This is a genomic window from Streptomyces sp. PTL18, assembly GCF_059510295.1.
This window is the reverse complement of the sequence record NZ_JCAJZO010000026.1, coordinates 47,054-69,148: the sequence shown is the minus strand read 5'-3', so window position 1 is coordinate 69,148 and position 22,095 is coordinate 47,054. Positions and strand designations below refer to the sequence as shown.

Below are 22,095 nucleotides of genomic sequence, written 5' to 3'. Positions count from 1 at the left end.
TGGAGCGTGCTCTGGGGCGTTCTTGAGGAGCCAGCGGGCGTGTGTGCCGTCGGGGTCGAGCCCCGGTGTGAGGGTGCGGATTACCGCGACGGCTGTGGGCCAGTTCCTGCCCTCGGCGTCACGGAACCGACGCAGGCGGTCCGTGAGCCCGGGCTGATCGAAATCGAGCGGCTTCCCCTCGTGGTCCCGCAGTGCCTCGAGCGCAGTGGCCAGAGTTTCTGCCTCGCGCAGGGTGGGGACGGGGAAGACTCCGGCAATGGTCTGGAGGCGATGGGGGGACTGCAGCACCCAGTTGGAGACGATGCGGGGCGCGCTGTCGCCGGAGTCCCAGAGCTTGGCCCGATTCAGCTTGAGGGAAGTCTCGAGGTCGGCGCGGGTCCGGGTCTTCGTGTCGCCACGATGCAGGGCAATCCGCTTGCCGGGTGAGAGGCGCACCGGGGCGAGGTCGATGGGCCTGCCCTTCTCGTCCCTTGCCTCCTTTCCAGCGGCTCGGCGGCAGTACTCGACGATCCGCTGCTCGGCTGTGGTTGCGGCGTTGGGCAGGGTGCGCAGGTAGGTGCGGAAGGCGACGCTGTTGGCGAAGCGCGGAGTGGTCGGCTTGGCCTGAGGGCTCTTGGCGGCGGGGTGGTGATCGCGGAAGTAGGCGGCCATGGCCCCGTGAGGGCTTTGGTAGGCGCGCTTTTCTGTGCTCCCGTCGCTGTGCTGGACTCGATACCCGCGCTTGCGTGTCCGCCGCGGATCGTCGAGTGGCGCTCCTGTGTCTTCCGGCATGCCGTCGGTGTCATGGGCAATATGCGCGACGGCGGTGTCGCTCTGGTCGAGGATCGCGATGCGACCGTGTATATCCCGGGCACCGAGGTGGAGGTGGTGCCGGGCGCGCTCCAGCGTCAGGGTCCCGACGGCGTGTAGGTCCTGGGAGAGTCCGCTGCGCGTGGCCCGCTCGGCGTCTAGCCGGGTGCGAAGTTCCTGAACGGTGATGAGGCGCCGTGTTACCGGCTCCTCGGGGTCGATCTCGGTCAGGGCATGTGGGTAGGCGGTCTCCAGCCAGGCCGAAAGCTGGTTGATCGCCTGCTGCAATTCGACGTCGGTGAGCGCCTCGGGCGGCCCGATGACCGGCGCTGGGGGTAGCGGGGTCTGGAGCTCGTCGTCGGTGGGCTCGCTCAGCTCCTCGATAGCGTCGGCGACGGTGGCCAGCGCAATTTGGTGGTCTTGGTGGTCCTTGCCGCGAACAGCCAGGACTTCGTGGAAGCCGTGCAGATCCTGGCCGGTGTGCACGGTGAACGCATTGACCGTAGTGATGGTCTTCCACTGGTTCCCTATCAGGACCTCGAAGAAGGGCTCAAAGGACGCCGGCGTCCAGGCCATGCTCCGCTGTGGGTAGGGAAGGGCACGCAGTACGTCTCGCTGAGTGGGGGTCAGGTCGGGCCAGTCCCGCGACTGGGCTGGACTTGCCGAGGTGCCGGCGGGGGTGATGACGGGGCTGCGCAGCAGGGTCTGTGTACGCCCGTTGCGTCGCTGTGCGGGTTCGGCGACGGTGCCGGTGATCGTGACTTCCTGGCCAGGTCGCAGGTCTGTGGGGGCGTAGGGGGTGGCATCGAGGCGCACGGCGAGGATGGTGTTGTCGTGCGCGCGGATAGTGATCCAGTGGTAGTCGCCCTGGGTCGAAGTCTTCTTGCGGTTGCTGACGACTTGCCCGCTTCGGGTGACGGACTCGCCCACAAGGAACTGCTCGTGGTCGTCGTCTGCCGGGGGCGTGGGCTCGGGCTTGCCCTCCTGCCGCTCGGGCTCTGGTGAGGTCTCCGTTGCCTGGTCTGCGGCAGCGACGGGCTCAGGGGCTGGCGGCTGCGTGTCGACGGGGTTGGGAGGCGCGGTGAAGGTGCGGCGGGCTTCGACCAGTGCCTTGTGGAAGCTCAGGCCGCTGGGGTTTCTGAAGCTGGTGAGTTGCGAAGTCAGAGTGGGGCTGTCCCAGTCGAGGGGGGCTCCGGTGTGGTCGACGAGTTCGCGTTCCAGGTGCTGGGCTAGAGCGTACGCCTGGTCGCGGTCGAGCATTGGTGGCAGGCCGAGGGCGAGCGCGGCGGACGCGGGGAGGATGTGCCAGGCGGGGTCGTAGCCGCGGTCGGGGCCGATGACCAGACCTGCAGCCGTGAGCTCAAAGGAGTCGTTGGGCGTGATCCAGCTAGGGGGCCAGGACTCGACGACGTCGCGGAGTGTGCGTCGGTGCCCAGCCCCTTCGCTCGCGGGGTACCACGACTTCTCTTGGAGCGCGGTCACGGTCTTGATCAGGTTTTGGTGCGCGGTGAGCCGTTGGTCGACGTCGGGCGAGGTCCAGTCGAAGGGTTGCTGGCCTACCGCCATGTCCTCCAGTGCCTGCGCCAGTTGCAGGGCGCGGTCCGCATGGCGCGTGCTGGCCGTGGTGACGGTGAGGCTGCTCCCGGTGTGCTTGATCACGAACGAGCCCCGGGAGTCCTGCCGGGCAACGACGAGATGCCCGCGTTGCGTGAGCTGGTCAGCGTCGCTCAGGTTGTCGGCTGCCCTGCGGGCGTTGTCTGCGTGGAGAGGGGCGCTGGCAGGGTCGGGGCTGTTCCTCCAGTGCGCGCGGACCTCGTCAATGCTGGTGAACCGTCGGTCGGTCGGCAGTTCCTTGGGCGTTCGCGAGGTGGTCTCCAGGCGTTCGCGCAGGATGTGGCATTGGTGTGCGACAGCACGCAGTGCCTCCTGATCGGCCGGATCCTCGTAGGAGTGTTCCAGTGCCGCTTCGACTCGGATCGCGTGGTCGGTGGCTTCCTGGAGGGTTTCATTGAGGAGCCGCAGTGGGCGCTGGTTTTCCAGGAGCCAGAAGACGTGATCGAGCTTCTTGTCGAGATTCTCGCAGGCGTAGCGCAGGTCGAAGCCGCGGTCCGCACCCGCGCTGGCGGTCTGCCGCCAGGTGTCGATGTTCTGCCGGAGCTCGTCCACGGACTGTTTGAAGGACTCGCTGTCGAGCGTCGGAAAATCTGTGAGCGTGTCGACGCTGTGCTGGATGGATCGGGCCAGGGCCTGCTCTTCGGCATCGGTGGGGGTCTTGAAGAGGCGGACGTCGTCGTGATCGACCGACACGCGCCATTCGTCGGGGGCCAGTTGGCGTACGGGCTTGCCGTAATAGTGCGCCTGGCGGGAGAAGTACAGGACGGCCTCGGGACCGGTCCAGATTTGGTTGCCGCGCTTGAGCTTGCGGTCAGGTAGCAGCTCTTCGGCAAGCACCCGGGGTTGAGGGGCATCGCTGGCGAGGAACGCGGCGTATGCGTTGGTGCCTTGGGTCTGCCGGCACTGATCGAGGTGCCGGCGGATCTCCGACACGACTTCCTCGCGCCGGGCGGTGACCTCCTGCGGGCGGGGATAGTTGTCGTGGTCGAGCGTTGTGAGGTGTTCGAGAAGGGTCTCGTAGATGTCCTCGTCAGTCAGGTGTCGGTCTGGCTGGCCGTTGCTCTCGTAGGTGTGCTGTTGTTTCTGCAGTGCCTGGACGATCGTCACTTTGGCCGCTTCGACGGCGACCTGCTCCTGCAGGTAGTGCACGCTGCGGGTGTGGAGGGAGTGCCCCTCCATGTACATGATCCAGTCGTGCAGCTTTTTGAGGAGCTGATCTTCGCTGGTGCGGTGTTCCTCGCGGGTAGCGAAGGGGCCTTCTTGTACGCGGTTTGCCTGCGCTCGGTAGTTCTCAATGTTGGGCCTGCCGTCCTCGATGTCGGAGGACACGTTCCGGCCGAGTGCCGTCAGGCCGCGGACCGCACTGAGAGCGGCGGTGCGTCGTGTCTCCCACTTCCGGGCGTGCGGCTCCCATCCGCGGCCGCCACTGCCACGAATCCTGCGGAAGCCGGCGGCACGCAGTACTTCCTCGGCTCGGGCGTCGCCGGGCGCGACACCGCGGACCAGGCTCTCCAGTGGATGCCCTCGGTGGACGACCTCGATCGTGACGGCGTTGAAAGCATCCTGATCGACGCTGTCGCTCTGGACGCTGGGCTCAACTTGCTGCGCTTCGTGTGCGAGCTCTGGCGGCTCGGCGGTCGTCTCCGCCGCCGTTGCTTGGCGCGGGGCTGCTGCCGGTGCAGGCTCGGGGCTCGTCGCTGAGTTCTGCTGGACTGTGCGCAATTCCACCTTGCGGCCGAGGGCGCGCAGCCCGGTGACCGCCTGCTCGGCACGTGTGCGTCGTGTGTCTGACTCGACACGGGCGTCAGTATCCCAATTGACGCCGCTGGAGCCAGTGATGGGCCGGAAGGACGCATCGCGTAGGACAGCTGCTGCCGCTCTGTCGTACGGAGCGAGGCCCTGTACACGTGATCGTGTTCCTGGCCTGTCGTCGTGGACAACGACGATGTTGGCCGCATTGGTAATGGTCTTATGGGCTTCGGGCCAGTTCTCTTCCTCCCGGGCCCACTGATCGCGCGGTGCTCGGGCCGCCCACTCCTCCACGGTGTCGAAGAGTTGCTCGTCACTCATCTCACGCAGAGGAGACGGTGCGGACCACTGCTGCCGAACCTCGGTGATCGCGCGGCCCACCTGGTCGCTGTGCTGGTGGAGGAGCAGGGAGCGAAGGTGACTGCTGGCAGAGAACAGCGGCTCGAGGCCCGGCGGCATGTAGACGTCGATGCTGCCCACCGTCTCGTCGACCAGGTCGTAGATGCTGCGCGTGGCACGCAGGAGCAACGCAAAGTCGGCTGTCTCAATCGCCTCATCGATCTCGGCGAGCAGTGCGGGCAGGGCGGTAGCCAGCGGCTGAAGGCGATCGTGCTGCGGGTAGGTGGTGTCGGTTGAGGCCATGAGGGATGCGGCCTGATGGACGACCTGGGCCATCAAGACGATGTCGGGTGTTGAGGGTTGCCGGGCCTTGTTGGCGTGCTCGATCTCGAAAACGGTGAGTGGGCGGTCCAGCATGGCGTCGAATGCGGCGTGATCTGCCGTGATCTGGACCGTGCGCTGGCCGAGGCGCCATATGACCGGGACAGCTTCTCCGTAGGGCCCCTTGCGGTCGGGGGTGTGGTTGCCCCATGTGCTCCCGGACAGGGCGGTGACGCCCTCCATGTGTGCTTGGAGTTGCCCCTCAGGGGTCGTGGTGAGCTCGCGGATGCGGCCCCGCAGTTGGTAGGCCTGCCCGTATTCCATGTCAGGGAGTTCGCGTTCGCGTCGGGTGTGCCGGACCCCTGCGTTCGCTTCAATTTGAATCCACTGGCCCGGCTGCAGAAGCGTGGACTCGACTCGTCGACCGATGGCGCGTCCTGCCGTGTCTACCGCTTCCGTCTGCTCCGCGACGGGAAGGGCCATGTTGCGCGGGACCGCCACCGTCTGGCCGCCGTCCAGCGTCAGCTCTACCTCACCGCGTGGCAGCAGCATGAGGGACGTGACGAGGACGTCACGGGACGGCTGTCCGTCGAGTGCTGGCAGGTGGACCCAGCTGTTACCGGGGATCTCGTCGGGCCACACGTGATCGTGCGGTGCCTTGCCGCGGGAAGCGCCTTGGTCCTCGTAGGGCTGGTAGGTCCGAACGGCAGCATAGAAGGGTTCGCGGCCGCGGCTGCGGTCGAACTCGACCCTCAGGCGTGCCAGGGCCAGCTCGAGCGGCTCCCCTCGGTCGCTGCGCCAGCCGTCGAAGGCCGGGCGGAAGTCGGTTGCGGCCCAAGGAAGCGGCGCAGCGTCCGCGCCAGTAACGTCGGCCAGGTGCTTGGCGAATGCCTCCGCCTCCGTCTTGCTGGCGAAGCTGAGGCTGTCCGCAGTGCTGTCGAACGGCATTCCTGTACCGGACGGTGCGAGACGCCAGTCGCGGGTGCTGCCGAAGCGGATCAGTCCCCCGGCCATGACCTCCATGGACGCGTCGGATGCCCGGTGGTTCCACGCCAGTTTTAGGGGGCCGTTGCTGGTGTGCTGAGCCCGCAGCCGGTAGTAGGCACGCAGTTCTTCCAGATCCTGCGGGGCCTGCTCAGGAAGCGCCGGCAAGGACTCCGTGCGCGAGGGTTGCTCGTGAGCCTGGGTATCGGGGGTCGCCCTGGGCTGGGGATCGGGCATGGGGACTGCGACCTCCTTCTCGCGCGTGGCGGCGTGCCGCCAGATGACGGGGGCCCGCATGGTGTGCTCGTCCAAGGCCGTGAAGTCGCCGGAGACGTCGTAGTTGTTGCGGTCGGCCAATGCCAGGGCTTGGGCAGTGCGCACGGCGGTGATGTGGTGCCCGGGCCGAAGAAGCGGGGCGGACTGACGGAAGTTACCCAGCCGCACGCCGTGGCAGTCACACGAGAGGTAGTGGCGGACGTGGCGGACTTCGTCGGCGGCAAGGTAGAGCCACTTGGTCTCGCCGTTGCAACCCGCACGGTGGTAGGGGGCGGCGGCGTCTTCGTCATCGGTCCTGTCCGCGTCGTCCCCCGGGTCCATGGGCTCGGCCGGCGCTTCCGGCGTGCCATCGGAGTCTGGAAGCTCGACTTGTCCGGGAACAGGGGTGACAGGCGGTAGGGCGGGGGCAGTGGTGCGTCGATCTATGCCGAACGCGGGGGGTTCCATCTGAAGCCAGTTCAGGCCTCCACCGCTTGTCAGTACAGGAGCTGGGGAGCTCTGTCCTTCTGGTGCCTCTGGCGCTGGGGAGGCGCTCTGCTCCGGCGCAGCGGCTGCCGCGGTCGGCGGGACTGCTGTCGGCTCGGGGGTGGAGCGGGTATCGGCAGGTGCGGGGGCGGTCAGGCTTTCGTGGGCGGCGGCAAGCACAGACCGAAGGGCGGACAGCCTGCTGCCGAAGTCATTGTCGGCCGCGGACAGGGAGCCGATCAGAGCGTCAGCCTTGTTCAGTGTGTCAGTGAGGGCGCTCGCCACGTTGTCTGAGTGCAGCGGCCTACTGACGGCGGCCCGAGCATGACGCTTGAGAGCCTCCAGGGCGGGGACATGGTTGACCGGCATGATGGGGGCACCGCCGACCGTGTCGACGGCCGTGCGGACCTGCCGGCGTAGCGCGGTGAGCGCCACTTCGTCGGGGGTGAAAGCCCATGCTCCCGTCGCCTCCCGGAGGATGCCGTACTGAATGTGGCCGTGGTGGATGGTCTCCTGTGTGGGTTGGCCGTCTCGTTCCCCGTGGAGGGTGACGGTGCCGGTGTCGGATCGCTCAAGGCGAGTGAAGATGAACGGTTTGCCGACGAGGTCCGCGTCCAGTGTGTGGCGCAGGGTGCCCGGAGTGCGGCGCAGTCCCGGCACGCGGATGAGGGCGCCGGGTTCCACGTCGCGCAGGAAGCTGGGTCGCCAGCCGTCCGGTGATGCTTCCTGCCGCGCTTCGAGATCGGTGAAGGCCCACTGGCGGACCTGGTTGGCATTGTCTGCCACCGGCGTGGTGTGTCCGTCAGCGGACAGGTAGACGAAGGCCTTGGGCTTCATGCGGATGATCGCACCGAGCAGTCGGCCGGCTTCGTCGTGAAGGAGTTCGCCGCCGCGCTGCTCCAGGGCATTCGGCATGTCGAGCAGGGTGGCAGCGGTCTGCCGTTCGGTCTCCTGGCGCTGCGCGGCAGCCCGGCGCCGGTCCACCACGGTGGTCAGCGTTTCACGTCGACGGCGGATCGCTGTCTCGTGCTCAGGGCTGCGCGCCGGCAGCTCGAGGTTTGCCAGTTCAGCGGCGATCTCAGTATCGGTGCGGTTCTGGACGGCCGCAAGGAGCGGCCGCGCGTATCCAGTCTCGACGACGGGATCTGTCCAGCGGGTGACGATGCCCGCGCGTCGCTGGGCGTATACGGAGGTGACCATGCGGCTCGTGCCGTCCGCCGTGGTCAGGTTGAGGCCGTCGACCGCGGTGACGCGACGCCAGTAGCTGTCGCCGCGCAGGCAGATCTCGTCACCGGGTTCGAAGTCGGCGACGGACCACCGGCCCTCGTCGATCCGGAGGTGGCTCTGTGCCTGCCACTCAAAGTCCTGTGCAGTGAGGTCCTGGCGATTCGGTGGCGGGTCCGCTTCACGGTCGCCGGTGTTGGCGTGGACTTCGACGATGCGGCCCTGGGCGGCCAGGGTCCGCACCAGGATGTTGACGGCCTGCTCGCGGGCGCCTAGGCCGCCCGCCCGGGGTTCCGTCGTGCCTGTTTTGCTCTTGTTGACGAATCCTGCTGTCGTCAGTGCGGCCTTGGCCTGCGGGTCAGAGGGGGTCAGGCCGTGGATGCGGGTGCTCTGCTGGTTGTGCTCTACCCATAGCGGTTCGCGGCCGCCGTTCTGGTTGGGCTGGGTCTGCAGGTCCTGCCAATGGCGGGCGACACGGCGTGCAGCGGCTTCAGGTGTCGGCCCAGTCAGGGTGGCGTTGCCCATGTGGATCGCCCAGGATCGGTCGCCCAGCCTCCCGGTCGCGATGACGGTGCTCTGGAAGCCGACCGTGAGTGTCTCGCGCCTCCAGGAGTAGTCTGCGCCTGGATCGTCATTGCTCGTTACATGGGTGGTCCACCAGAAGCCCGGCATCCCGTCGACTGCTTGGGCACCCTCGGGGGCCCCCTCCATCAGGTCAGCCGTAAGAGATTCGGATGGCTGGTCGGAAGCCTGCTGTTGACCAAGGGGGGCCGGCCGGGCGGGCGTTGTGGAATCAGAAGGAATGTGCCGTCCTCGGCTGGCCAGCAGTGCGGTCAGCCTTTCGGCAATGGTCTGGCGCTCCTCCTCGGTGCCTGGGAATTCCCAGTACAGGAATGGTCCCTTGTGCCCGCGGCCTCGCTTGCTGCTGGCTGGGCGGCCGTAGACCGGTCGGCCTTGGCCGGCGACCTCGATTGCGCTGCGTGCCTCGAGATCGTCTTGACTGGTCCCGTACAGGCGAGTGTGTTCCGAAGTGTGCTCGAATCGCAGGGTGTCAGTAGCGGGTGGCTGGGCTGGCCGGGTCAGGTGGTGGTGGACGGTGGCGATGTGACTGGCAGCCGCGATGTCGGACCATTTCTGGGTGAGTTGGTCGTCACCGAGGTAGCAGCGGAATCGAGTCTTGTCGCGGGACGTGGTGTATCGCTCGGCGTGCCCGATGGGCTGGCCTTCGTGGTACACGATGACCGTGTCGTCGCTGAGGTGCCAGAGGTAGCCGGGTAGGCCATCGATCGTGGAGGCGTCGGCAGGCTGTGCGGGCAGGTTCGGAGGCTGATTCCACCGCGGAAGGTCCACGGCACCGGCGCCGAGCTGGGCCGTGCTGGCTATTTGCTGTGGAGTGCGTGATGCGTCGGAGGTATGCGGGGGTCGGGCAGCCTCGTCGTCGTTGGCCTCTCGATCGGTGTCGGCCGGGACGGTGGGCGGGCCAGGCTGGGGACTGGCCGCTGAGTGTGTCTCAGGCAGGCGGGCGGGAGAGTCGGCGTGCTCGGACGGCTCGGCGCTCAGGCGGTCGGAGCCTTGGTGGGTGTGCGGGGTGCTGCTGGGAGACGTGCGGGCTGCGTTCGGCCCCGTCGGTGGCTGGGACGGTGCGGCGGCCGAGGGGAGCTGTTGCGGTGTGTTAGCGGCGGCGGCATTGTCGGCTCGAGGGGTATTGGGGGCAAGGCGGAGAGGGCTGCCTCGCTCGCCGGTCACCGTACGGTGGTAGCTGCCGATATGGCCTTCCAGTGCGTCCAGGCCGGTTGTGTCGACGTCTGCGGGCAGGCTGGCCCGCAAGTCGGTGCAGATCTGGGCGAGGCGCACCATCGGGTAGAAGTACTGCTGTCGGGCGAGGGGCAGCGTGAGATCTTCGGAAGCACTGAGGCTGTCGCCGGTCCAGGAGGCCAGGAAGTTTTCGGCCCGCAATCGCGCGGGGTGGGTGAATGGAAGGCGCTGCAGCAGACGGTTGAGGTCTTCGTGGGCGACGAGAGACGGAATCTGGGCGCGCAGGGTTGCTATGTCGGCGGCGGCGCCGGGCGCCTCGGCGAGTGTGGACTTGTGAAGCTCGCTGAGCAGTGTGTCAAGGGGCGGTGCGTCGCCGGCGGGGTCGCGGACGGTGGCTAGGGTCCGCAGAGCGTGGTGTCGGGCGTGCTGGGCGAGTTTGGCGGCTTCGTCCGCAAGTCCTACGTGGTGGATGGCGAGGCGCTCGGCCGCGTCATGCAGGTGCGACAGGGCGCCGATGAGCCCGGCAGGTCTGAGAAGAATGTCGCGGGAGTGGGCGTAGGCGGCGGTCACCTCGGTGAAGAGGTCCGCGTGCACGGCGTGGTCGAGCGCGCCGGGCTGCGTGGCTGCGTGTTGGAGGTGGTTCCAGCTTGCGTGCAACTGGGCTAGGTCGTTGCGCACTTCGCTTGTCAGCCGGTAGGGCGCGATGCCCTCGAGGGGAGTCTTCGTCAGGGTCGACGCGTCGGCCGGGAACGTGTTTTCGCTGGCTGCCAGTCGCTTCTGATGATGTACGGCCAGACCTTCGAGGATTTTGAGGTCTGTCCAGATCTGGCGGTTGGTCGGGCGCACGTTCGTGGACAGCGTGCCGTGCAGTCTCTGTGTGGCTCGAATTGCCGCGGACAAGGCTTGGGTGTCTTCAGGCCGCTTGCTTGAGGCATAAGGCGTGAAGGCGGACCACTTCTTCGAGAAGTCTCGGTAGTCCCATTCACGGCTCTTCGGGTCGCGTGCGCGCAGCACGCTACGGGCCGCACCCTGTAGGAACTCGGTCGCCGCTTGGTGTTGGGCATAGCTGCGGTACGGCTCGTTGGCGGCATTCAGGGTGTGGTGGATCCCGGCCCGTAGTGCAGCAACGGGGGCGGGTAGACCTTCACCGATCCGCGCCGCGAGGCGGATCGCCGGCACAAGCGGGCTGGGCATCTGGACCGAGCTGGCCAGCCATGTATCGAGGGTTTCGTCCCAGGTGTCGCTGTCGCGGGCGCTTCGCAGATTGGGCTCGGCCAGAGCAAGTTTCTGGATCGAGGCGAGCATCTCCCGTGAGGGGGCCGGCCCGGCCATTTCGTCGCGGACTGCTCGAATCAGGTGGGCGGTGTAGGTCTGCGTCACGCTCGCGAGGGCCGCGGCCGCGGTCCGGATGTCGTGGTGCGGCTGGCTCGCCTCGGCGGCGTAGTGGTGGGCGATCCGGTGCGCCGTGTGGGCCAGGGAAGCCAGCCGGTTGAAGTGTTCTGGCGTGGAGCGGGGCTGCGTAAGCGACCAGGTCGCCAAGTCGAGGTCAAGGCGCAGGTCGGCATCAGCGGTCGGATGTGCCAGAGCCTGACGGCAGGCGTGCAGGGCCGCCGAAAGGTCTTCCTCGGAGACGGCGGCCCGGTGGTCTGCGGCCTGTGAGGTGATGTTGGCCAGCTCGGTGTTCAGGTTGAGATCAGCCCCGTGGGAGGCCTCCAGCCGCTGAACGTGTCGGGTGAGGTGGAGGTGGAGGACGTCGAGGCCCTGCCGCAGTTCGCTGTGGCGGGGTTCGGGGCCTTCTTGGTTGTTCAGCCAGCGCCTCATGGCTGCGACCCGGTCGACCAGCTGGGTGTACTGAAGGTGGAGAGCGCCCCCGTCGGGGTCGGTGGCGTGCCAGGGTGCCGTACGGGCTGTCTTCCAGGCCTTCTTGAACTTGTTCCACGTGGTTGATCGTTCGCTGACGAAGCCCTTGGCCTGCTGATTCCACTGGTTGGCCAGGGCATCGAGATGAGCGCGAGCGTCAGCGAGGGCCTGGTGGCTGCTGTACGCGAGGTGATCTGGGGGTGAGGGAGGCAGAGGCTGATCGAGCAGGGTGAGGAGTTCCTGCTCTCCGAGTGCGATGAACTCCCGGCGGTAGCGGGGATGAGCGAGCCACTCGGTGCGGAGGTCCGGATGCATGTAGGGGTGGCCGAGGCGGGCTTGGCGGCCGAGCCAGGTGGCGAACGGGGCTGTTCCGCCCTGCACGACGTGACTGCGCACTTCTGCTTCGGCAGCAGCGAGTCGGACCAGGGACTGCATGTTGGCGGCCCGTGCGACGCTTTCTGCATTGCCGTGCCGCAACCACTTCCCGGGGTCGATCTCGGTGTCCTGGCTCGGCTCGGCATAGTCGGGACGGAAGACGTTCGGTTCGCGGTCGCCGTGCATTGCTCGTGCGAAGTGCACTTCCAGTGTGCCGTTTTCGGCCCACCTGGATCGGTTATCGAGCCCGTTCAGTCGTCCCTCGAAGCCTGACAGCAGGGCCTCATGCGCGAAGCGGAAGACCGAGGATGGGGCGAGGGTGCGGCCGGCCCCGCGTACTCCTTCGGCATGAAAGGCGCGTATGGCCTTCCGCTGTGCTCCGGCGGACGACGCGACGGTCGGGGTCGGGGGCTCGGTGGGGGCGTCCTGGGCCATGCCTGGGAAAGCAAGGGCTGGGTCCAGTGGTGCGGGGAGCTGCTCGACGAGATGCCGCTCAGGGAGGAAGAGTTCAGCGGGCCCTTCTGGGGTGTCGAGGTGGATGAGGGTGCCGCGCTGTTCGGCGCTGCCCTGGGCGCGCACGTGGTAGGCCGCCCTGCGCAGGATTCCCGTCGCTGTAAGCAGGTCTTCGCCGTCCGGGTTGACGCCGGTGGCTGCCACGACACTGCCGGCCTCTGCCTGCCAGGGGTAGAGGCGGACTCCGCCGAGCGGCCCCGTGGCAAGGGGTGAGGGAGGAATGTCCTTATCCGGGTCAAGGCGATGCTCGGCGATGGCTGAGTGATGGTGCGACGAACGGAGGCTTTGCAGCAGCTTCTCGCGCAGGATCCGGGCTCTTGCCGAGGCTTCGGCGAACGTGGCGCTGTTCGGGTGGTCCTCGCCGCGATCGTAGGCGGTGGCGAGCAGTTGCAGATCGCTGGCGATTCGGAGGAAATCCTCACGCACACTGCCGCTTTGGCATTGCCCGTCCTGGAGCAACTTCATTGCAGTGCGGGCCCGTTTGTAGATGGCTGCAGCTCGTGGTTCCCCTGCGGGACGGCCTGTGTCGACGCCGCCGGGGGGCTTGGGCCATGCCTCGTTGTAGTAGAAGGTCCGGGCCAGGTCCCGAGCGTGCGGGGGCACGTCGGGACGGACGCGATAGTTGGCAGGCAGGGGATGGCTTAGGAACACCTCGGCGGGGATCTCACCGCTGCGCTCGTCATCGGCCTTCCAGTTGTACAAGCGCACACTGATCGGGTGCACCAGCGTTGGCGTTTGATCGTCGCCGAGCGGCCATTCGCGGATGTTGTAGGCGCCTTCGCTCAGGCTGTGTGCGGTACCGCGGACGGTGATCAATTGGCCGTGCAGGTCCCCGTTTCCCGGGCCCATCGCATCGACCATTTCACGAGTGGCCCTTAGCCGGAGGGATACTTCTAGGCTGCGTCCTTGGTCCGAGTTGTAGACGGCTCGCCGGGTGGGTTCCAGCGCGTAACCGTCGGCCAGATCTTGTTGGCGAACGGCCATGTCGTGGGCGGTGCGTTCGGCACGCTTCTCGCTGGCAAGGCGGTGGAGTCCTTCGGTGTCGCATCGGGGATCCGCCGCAAGGGCTGTCTCGACGGCATCGTCCAGGGCGCGGTCATCGTGCGAGCGCCAGAAGCGGGACATGGGTCCTGCCAGAGGAGCGTCCCATGGGAAGGGATTCCCGGACCGGTCAGTGATTTGTTGGACGGCTTCGGCGGCGACGCTGGTGGCCTGAAGGCTTGAGAACCCGTCCGGGTGTTGACCTGGGATGGGGGTGCATGTGCCTGGGAAGTACAAGTGCCACTGCGTGCTTCGGGGGGCACGTGCGAGCAGCAGGCGCCCTTGTATGACCAGGTCGTCGGCGGCAACGAGTTCCTCGATGCTGCGCCGGCGTCGCTCGGTCATCTCCCCGTGGTCTTCGGGAGCTGCGAGTTCCGTGGTGTTGGACGTCAGGTGGGTGATCACGGCTTCGGTGTCGGGGAAGCGTGGCACCTGAGCGCCGGAGTGCACGGCGGCCTTGTAATGCGGCAGTTCCGAGAAGTAGGCGAGGGCTTCTGCCCCGTGGAGACGGTTGAGGACTATGGGGTACGGGTCCGACTTCGTGTGAAGGATGAGGGAGCCGTCGCTGTCTTCGATGACCAGGTCCCCAGCCGCGACCAGGCCTCGCAGCCGACGCGTGATCTGGTCTCCAGTGAGGATGTCGCCATGACTGAGCTGGTAGGCGGCCCATGGATCGAACCACAGGGATCGGGCTCGATCACCGGCCCTGGCGAATCGTCCTGTTTGCTTCTCCAGGTCTTGCTGCTGTACCGGGGAAAGTTCCCTAGCCTGGCGGCGCATTGGATCCCAGGCGTCGGGCTGGCGGCTGAGTACTTGGAGGTATCGGCTCAGATACTGGAACCCGGCCACCGCTTGATCGACGGTAGCCGTGTACTCGTCTGCCCACTGGCTTGCGGCCGTGAACTCCTGCAGGATCTGCGCTGCGTGCCGTGCGCTCTCACACTGCAGCAGCAGATCCTGCGGCCTTGCTGCGGCGCGCTTGGCTCGCAGCAACGCTTTGTCGGCGCTGTGTAGGCAGGTCCATTCCAGCGGGTGAGCATTGCGGAAGGCAGACTTCCATGCCCCTTCTTCTTTGGGCGTTGAGCTCTTGCGCCAGTCATCGCAGACGTTTGTACGGTCGATGACGCTGATCAGCACGTCCAGGGCACGTCCGCGTGTGTGCCGCACTCCCCAGTGCTCACGCATCCCAGGGCGGCGAAGGGTCCCAGTGTCAGCTGCGAGCGCCGCGTCCCAAATCCGTTGGAGCAGGTCAGTGAGGACGGAGCCGACGGTGCCAGAGTCCAGTGTGTGCAGGACGTGCTCCCGGATCGCCTGTCCACCCTCGTTGGCCGGGAGGTCCGCCCCGGCGACCAGCCAGTCGAAGATTCCTGTGCTGATCAGTGCCTGATGTGGAGCGCTTAGGTCTGAAGCAGCCATACCTTCTTGGACTGCCGCATGGAGAAACCTGTCGCCCTCTGCTTTGGCTACGGCTTTCTCATAGAGCTCAGCAACTGCGGCCTCGCGGGGATCTTGAACTGGACTTGCGGTCGCCTGTTGCACCGACAGGTGCGAGGTAATCTCGCCCAGCCTTGGCTCTTTGCCGGCACGGATCATGGCCTCATAGGCATGGACTCTGAAGGCTTGGCGGAAGGTCGCCTCCGTGCGGGGGCTGGCTGCAACGGCCGTACGAAGACCTTCGGATGCCTGCTCAAGTTGGTTGGAGAGCCAGTTGTTGATCGTTTCCTTGTCCCCGAAGCCGACAGAGTTGCCTTCCTGAAGCGCGAGGTTGAGCAGGTCTCTGACTTCGTCGGTGTGCGGCTCGATCTCGGCTGGGAACCGTTCGGCGAGGGGGCTGGCCACGATGGTGCGGGCACCAGTTATGCGGATGCCGCCGTCCGGCTCGTTGCGCACAACGACCCGCTTGGGACTGTTCTGGGCGGCGTGCTTCGCCATGGCGAGCAGATTGTTGAGGTCTGAGCCGAGCATGTCGGCCACTCCGCCGTTCGCCTTCGTGTGCTCGTACCAACGGTCCGCATCAAAGGGATAGGGCGACAGATTCTCGGCCATCTCGTGTTGGCGAGCCCAGATGTTTTGCTCGATGCTGGCCGGGCGCGGACCGGTGGAGGCCGCGAGCATCCAGCCGTAGTTAATGAGGATCCGTTCGGCCCGGCCGCGGTCGCGGCCATCGGTGGCATCGGCCAGTTGTTTGATCCGGAAGAATGCGCGGCGCAGTAGGTCGCTGGTGCCGCTCTGCTCGATGTCGTTGGTGGCGAGATGGTCGAGGGCCTGGTGCAGGGATCGGTATTCGGCGGTGTGCCTCAGCGTGCTGGTGGGTTCGATGTCCCATTGGCTGACGAGCTGGTGCAGGATGCGGCCTGCTTCGCGGGGCCGCATGCTTGCGCGAGCACGGTGGAAGGCCTGCTGGGTGATCAGCTCGACGGCCGCGGACATCGTGGTGGTGGACTCGTCTGTCCGCAGGTCGGCGAGGACGTCGAAGGCATCAGGGTGGACGGCGAGCCAGGTCGCTGCCTCGCGCTGGAAGTCCGTGTGGCTGGCGAGGTGGGCGGCCCGCCGCAGGTTGGCGTCGTCGGCCATCCGTTGCGCAACCTGGTGGGTGGACTGGCGAGCGACTTGGAGTTGCTCAATCTGACTCGGTGTGAGCTCGGTATTGAGCCGGGTCCAGGTGTGCGATGTAGGCGTCAGAGCGCGGACGCGGGGGTTGTCGGCATCGTGGCGCCGGGTGCGGCCGCCGGCCTCTTTGAGGGCAAGGAGGGCGTAGTGCAGTTCGGCGCCGGTCAGCGCCTGGGTGTCGGTGACTCCGGTCAGGACATAGCCGTGGTGAATCTTGTCGGTGTCACCGTCCCACGGGTTGCCGCGCATCGGCTCGGGCAGGCCGGCCAGGCGGCTGGGTCGGCTTCTATTCCAGGGCTCATGCAGGGTCGCGTCGCTCATCAGGCGGCCGAGGCGTTCCAGGTGCGTCTGTGCCTCGTCGAGGATGTGCCCGGCGAGTTCTGCGGTTTCCGGGGCCGAGTTTTCGACAGCGGCGCGGGCAAGGCGGGCGAGTTCCTGAAAGTGGGTCGCGCGGGCCGTGACCTGCTCGAGAGTCGGGCCGCTGTCACGGAGGTCGTATCGCTCGGTGACGAGCGTGGTGAGCGTGGTGGTCCAGGCATGCAGGGCCTGGTCCTCCGCGCTGCCGGTGCGCGTGGCTGCGAGCTTCCACTGGGCGTAGCGGATCAGGACCGCGTCTTCACCGAGGTAGGTATCAGCGAGGCTGTCGTACGGCAGTACGCGTGCGGGCACGTCCGGCTGCGGCGTGAGGGTGGTGCGGGTACCGCTGGATCCGGTGATGGTCCATCCGCCGTCGGCACCGCGCTCTGCGATGAGCAGGGCATCGCGCATCGCCGCAGCCTGGTGCGCCCACTGAGAGGAGTACTGGGCGAAGTTTTGGACGTCCCTGCTGACGGCGGCGCTGGCCTCCTGGTAGCCCCGATCCAGCTGGTCCGCGATCTCCCGGCCGGTGCTCTGGCCAATGTGCTGGCCGGCGCGCGTGAGCTTGTAGACGAGATTGGCGCCGAGTTCGGCCAAAGCGGGCGGCCGGGGCAGTTCGGGGACGATGATGTCCTCATCGCTGGGGATCCCGAGGTCGTCCTCGTCGGCGCCTTGGGCTGGCTCGCCGGGCCTTGGCCGCCCTCCCCCACCTGGGCGGGAACTTTCTCGGCCGCTGGAAGTCTCCTGCTCGTCATCGTCGGCTAGCAGGGAGTCGACCAGGTCCTGCATCTCCTGGTCGGTCGCTTCCTTGGTGTCTCGGGGGTCGTCGTCGCGGTCGGGGGTGTTCGCAGCGGCCTCAGCGGCGATTAGGTCGGCCAGGTGCGCCTGCTCGGCGCGGGCGGAGGTGAGCGCCTCCGCCTGGTCAAACGGGAGATCTATTAGTCGGTGGGCTCGCTCGACGCTCGTCTGACGTCCGGCCAGCTCGTCACGTGCGGCCTCCAGTGCGCCATCTAGCTTGCCCAGCATCTTGGTTAGCCGTGCGACCCAGTTTCCGGTCGGTGCAGCGTTTTCCTTCGTGCCGATGGTCACAAGGACCTCTTCGCCGGGGACGCCCTCCATGGTGAACACCGCGGTGCCGGCCTCGGGAAACAGGCTGACGTTAAGCGGCACCCCGTCGAGGGTGGCGACGTTGCGACGCTCCAGGCCGCCCACGTCGAGCAGGAGATCACGCAGCTGTGCCTCAGTAGCAGGTGCCTCGCTGTCCCTGAGACGCAGACCGCGCCGGGTGCTGTCCTCCCGACGGTTGAGCAGGTCACTCAGGTGGTCAACGCTGCGCTTGCCAGCATCGATGACATCGTCCGCGTTGGCGATGATGCTGCGGTTGTGCTCGCGGGTGCGACGCCACCGGGACTCGGCCGCTTCTAGGCGGCGAACCTTTTTGTCGATCTTGTGCTTCTCGAGGAGCATCTCCTTGCCAGACCCGATGGCCTTCAGCTCGGCGATGTCGAAGGTGCTCTTGTTGAGATCGAGCTCCATCTCGTCGACCTGGGTCAGGTCGATGTGGCCCGTCTTGTACTGGGCGATCATGCGGGCCTTACGCTCGCAGTGCTGCAGGCGCAGAGCCATCGCCGACATGTGCTTGATGTATTGGTGGATCTGGATGACTCGGTGCTGGTTGCCGGGGCGCCAGATCCGCCACTGTTCTTGCTCGATCTCGTCTGGACGCCATCCGAAGGTGACCTGGTGCGCGGCGATGGCCCGGTCGGGTGCGTCAACCGCGACGCCGGCGGTTCCGCTGGAGCCGATCAGGACGCGGATCTCGCCGGTACGGAACTTCCTGAGGAGTTCTTCCTTCTTTGCCGCGCTGTCGCCAGCGTCCTGCATGTAGGCGATCTTCTCGGCCGGAATGCCTCCGGCGATGAGGCGATCGCGCATGTAATCGTAGGCGCTCCACTTGCCCTTGCGTCGGTTCTCGGCGTTGCTGACGCCGAGGCTGCAGAAGATGAACTGGCCGGCCCCGGGGTTGGGGTGGAGGGGTGAGTCCGGGTCACTGCTGTCGGTACGGTAGCGGCGGTCCTTGTAGGTGTGGTCGATGCGCAAGACGTTGTCGACGACGGCGTCCAGGACCGTGGGACCGTCGGCTTCCTCCCCGACCAGCTTGGGGTGGATGGCGTGCATCACCGCGTCGCTGATGATGCTCGGCATGATGTCGCCCTCGTCGGGCTCGCCTGCCTCGAAGCGCTCGATGCGACCAAGCCAGTTAGTGCTCATCCATTCGGATTCGCCCTCAGTGCGCGGGAGGACGTGGATCTGTGGCTTTCCACCTGCGATGGCGGGCCGGCCTTTGATCGTCACGTCGTGCTGGGTCCGCACGTCGGCCATGACGTGGTGCAGTCGGACGTATGTATTGAGGTTCGTCTCACGGAAGGCGCCCGGGCGTTCCTTGAACCGGATCTCGCCGTTGGGCGCGATCTCGGGCTCGAGGACCGTCTCAATGAACATGCCGTTGAAGCTGTCAAGGTCGTTGATGGCCACCTGCGGCAGCAGGTCGGGCCTGATGAGGTCGAACAGTCGGTAGAACTGCGACATCTTGTTCCGGGCGGGTGTTCCGGAGGCCCCGACGATCACGGCGTCCGGGAAGGCGCGCCGGATGATCCATGCCTTCATGTCGAGGTCGTAGGCGCGTGCGGCGGGCGCGAGAGCAAGATCCGGCAGGCGGGTGGGGTAGGCGATGCCGAGGAAGTTCTGCACTTCGTCAACAAAGAGCGCGTCTATGCCGATGCGTTCGAAGGGCAGGCCCACGTCCCGGTGGATGAGGGCGTTCTTGCGGAGCTGCTCCACGAGCTTGGTGAGCATGGTGCGCAGCCGCTTGACCGTGCGGGCGCTGGGGCGATCGTCGGTGATGTCGCCCATGCCAGCCAGGGCGAGGTCGTCCCCGAGGATCTCGGCGACGAGGGGGTCGCGCAGGTCGTTGAGGAGTTCCTGTTCGAGGATGTCGCGCTCGGGGCTGCGGCCACGACTTTGCAGTTCGACAAAGGCCCTCAGGCGCGCGGAGACCGCTTCCAGATAGAGCTGCTGGGACTCTGCGGAAAGCGGAATCCGCTCGAAGACGGTGTACGGGACGATGACCGCGTCGAAGCTGCCGTTGGCGATCTTTCCAATGAACGCCTGGCGGCGGGCCCGGGTCTCGGCGGCGCCACCTTGGCTGTTGAAGTCTTCCTGGGAGCAGACGAGGATCTTGGCGTCCTTGTACGCCCAGCGGGCTGCCCGTTCCCACTGTCCCAGGGCGTTGTTGGGTACGACGATCATGGGTTTGCGCGACAGACCGAGCTGCTTGCGCTTCATGACGGTCATGAGGATCGACAGCGTTTTTCCGAAGCCGCCGTCATGCTCCATCAGGAAGGATTCGACCAGGCCCCGGGCGACGGCGTCCTTCTGGTAGTCCCGGGGTGTGACGTCAGGGTTGAGACCGGGGAAGGTCAGGTGAGCACCGCTTGGCCGATAGGTGACGTGCGACCGGTAGTACCAGTTGTAAAGGCGAACCAGTTCCTCGGCGCGTGAGGGCTCTTCCCACATGTAGTCGGCGAAAAGCCTGTTGATCTCATCGGCGCGGGCCTGAACGTCCTCGGTCGCAGATGCGCTGGGGGTTTTGCCGTCGCCGGTCTTGGTGGGGGTTTCCTCTTCGTCCTTCGCGGGTGGTACGAGGAGACTCGCGCGACGCAGCATCCGTTCGACGATGGTGACGGCGTCCCACCTCGGCGTGCCGTAGGTCTCGCGGTTGGTGCTGAGCTTGCGGGCATCGGGGGATGCCTCGATGCGCCAGTCCCCGCCGATGGCCCGGCTGACGTAGATCTCCCGGTGGCCGATGAGGGTGCGCAGGAAGCCTTCGACCCATTCGGACCGCAGCATGGGGTCGCCGAGTTCGACGTCGATGTCGCCGGCTTCGGCATCGGAGGGGATGACTGCCTTGAGGGCCTCGATGTTCGCCCGGAAACGGTCGTCGCCTGCGTCCCGGTTGGCGCTCTCGGCGACATGGAGCTTGCCGCGGACGTGACCGGACAGGTAGCGGTCAGCCGGGATGACGTCGCCCGTCTTGGGGTCGTCGAAGACCAGTGTTCCGAGCTGGGTCCGGGCCTGGTCCGCGGGGATGTCAAGGAGTTCAGCGATGTAGGCGAGGTTGGCGGTGCCGCGCTGGTTCAGGCTGATGGCCAGTGCCTCGGCCGGTGTGCTCGCGCGGGTGGGTGTGTCGCTCGGCCGGTCCTCGTGCTCGAAGATGCTGCTCTTGCTGGCTGTGCCCGTCTTGCGGTCGTAGACCTCCAGTGCCATGACGGCCGGTCCGAGCGGGTCGAGCCGGAAGTGCCAGCGGGCGCTGCGAGGCCTCATAGCCCGGTTAAGCGGACCGTGGGAGGTGGCGTAGCGGTCGTAGACATCGTTGAGCTGCGCCCTGGCTGCTTCCACTACCTCCGGCGCAGCTTCGTCGGTGGCCTGGAGGTCGACGAGCGTGCGGTACTGGTCGCGCAGGGCGAGGAGGTCGTTGAGCTCTGCGCGCTCGGCCGGGTCGTGCTCGAAGGGCACCAGTTGTCCGCTGCGCAACGTCAGGACAGCGTCGTCCTCCTGGATGATGGAGCCTTCGTGGGCGCTGAGGTCGGTGCCAAACCGTTCGATGGCCTGCTGGATCCGCTCGGCTTCGGCATCGACGGTTGCCCGCTGGGCTGGGTCGGCGGGCTGGTAGGTCAGCTGGGATGCCTGAGCCTGTTCGATGATGCGCTGGGCAGCCTCAGTGACCTGGCGGGCCGTGTGGGCAAGGTCGATGGGGACGACGCTGAGTTCAGGGCCGTGCTGGCCCGAGACCATAGCGTGGGTGCCCAGGACTTGCTCGGGATGCCGGGCGAAGTAACCGCTGATCCTGGCACTTCCGCCCTCTAGGGGCACGATCTGTGTCGGGATGGGGTCCAAGCCGGCCGGTTCCTGGCCGGGTTCACGGACGCGGAGGAAGACGATGTCGCCAACGGCCCGGGTGCCTGCGCTGCCGGCGAAGGCCCCGGCGGGAAGCCGGATCGCGCCCAGGAAGTCGGCGTGCTGGGTCATCTCGCGGCGAGCTTCGTCCTTGAGGCTGTCGAGAGTCCACCGCGAGGTGATGACGGCGATGATGCCGCCGGGACGAACGTGGGCGAGCAGCCAGTTCAGGGCGTGGTTATGGATCGACAGGCCGAGGGGATTGTGGGCCGGGTCGGTCAGTGTGTAGTCGCCGAAGGGCAGGTTACCGAGCGCGCCGTCTGCGTAGTCGCGGGGCAGCCGGACGTCCACGAAGGATGAAGGGTGGACAGTGGCTTCCGGGTTCAGTCGCTGGGCGATGCGTGCGCTGGTGGGTTCGAGTTCGATGCCGACCATGCCGGGGGCCAGGAAGGTGCCGGTGCCACAGCCGAGTTCGAGGAGGCGGGCACCAGCTGGTACGCCGAGGGCCGTGGCCGCGTCGCGTATCGCGTCGGCGATCGCGGGATCGGTGAAGTGCGCGTTAGGGGTGGAGGCGGCCGCGGCGTCGTACTCGGCGGCGCTGAGGAGCTTGCGTAGTTCAGTACGCGTTGCTTGGTGCTCGGGCTTGGCGTCGTTGAAGACTTCCGAGACTCCGGTCGCGCCCCAGGAGGTGTATCCCTCCAGGATCTGCTGCTGTTCCTCAGTCAGGGGCTGATCGTCGGGGAGCTGAGAGAGGAGACGCAGTGCGTCCAGGTTGCGGGCGATGCGCAGATGCGCCGGGACCGGCTGCTGGAGGGTGCGGTGTGGGGTGCCATGGGGCTGGTTGTCGGGGGTGGAGTTGGTGGGCAA

The 22,095-nt window shown here is 66.8% G+C and carries 1 protein-coding gene (running past one end of the window); it reads right to left on the bottom strand.

All coding sequences use genetic code 11. From position 1 onward, the window contains the following. On the bottom strand, nt 1-22,095 hold the 5' portion of the coding sequence (locus tag AC5WS8_RS32560; protein WP_496107105.1) for a helicase-like domain-containing protein. Its footprint begins 9,195 nt before the window's first position; 22,095 of the gene's 31,290 nt are visible here — the first part of the coding sequence; it begins with the start codon at nt 22,093-22,095; its stop codon lies beyond the left edge, outside the window.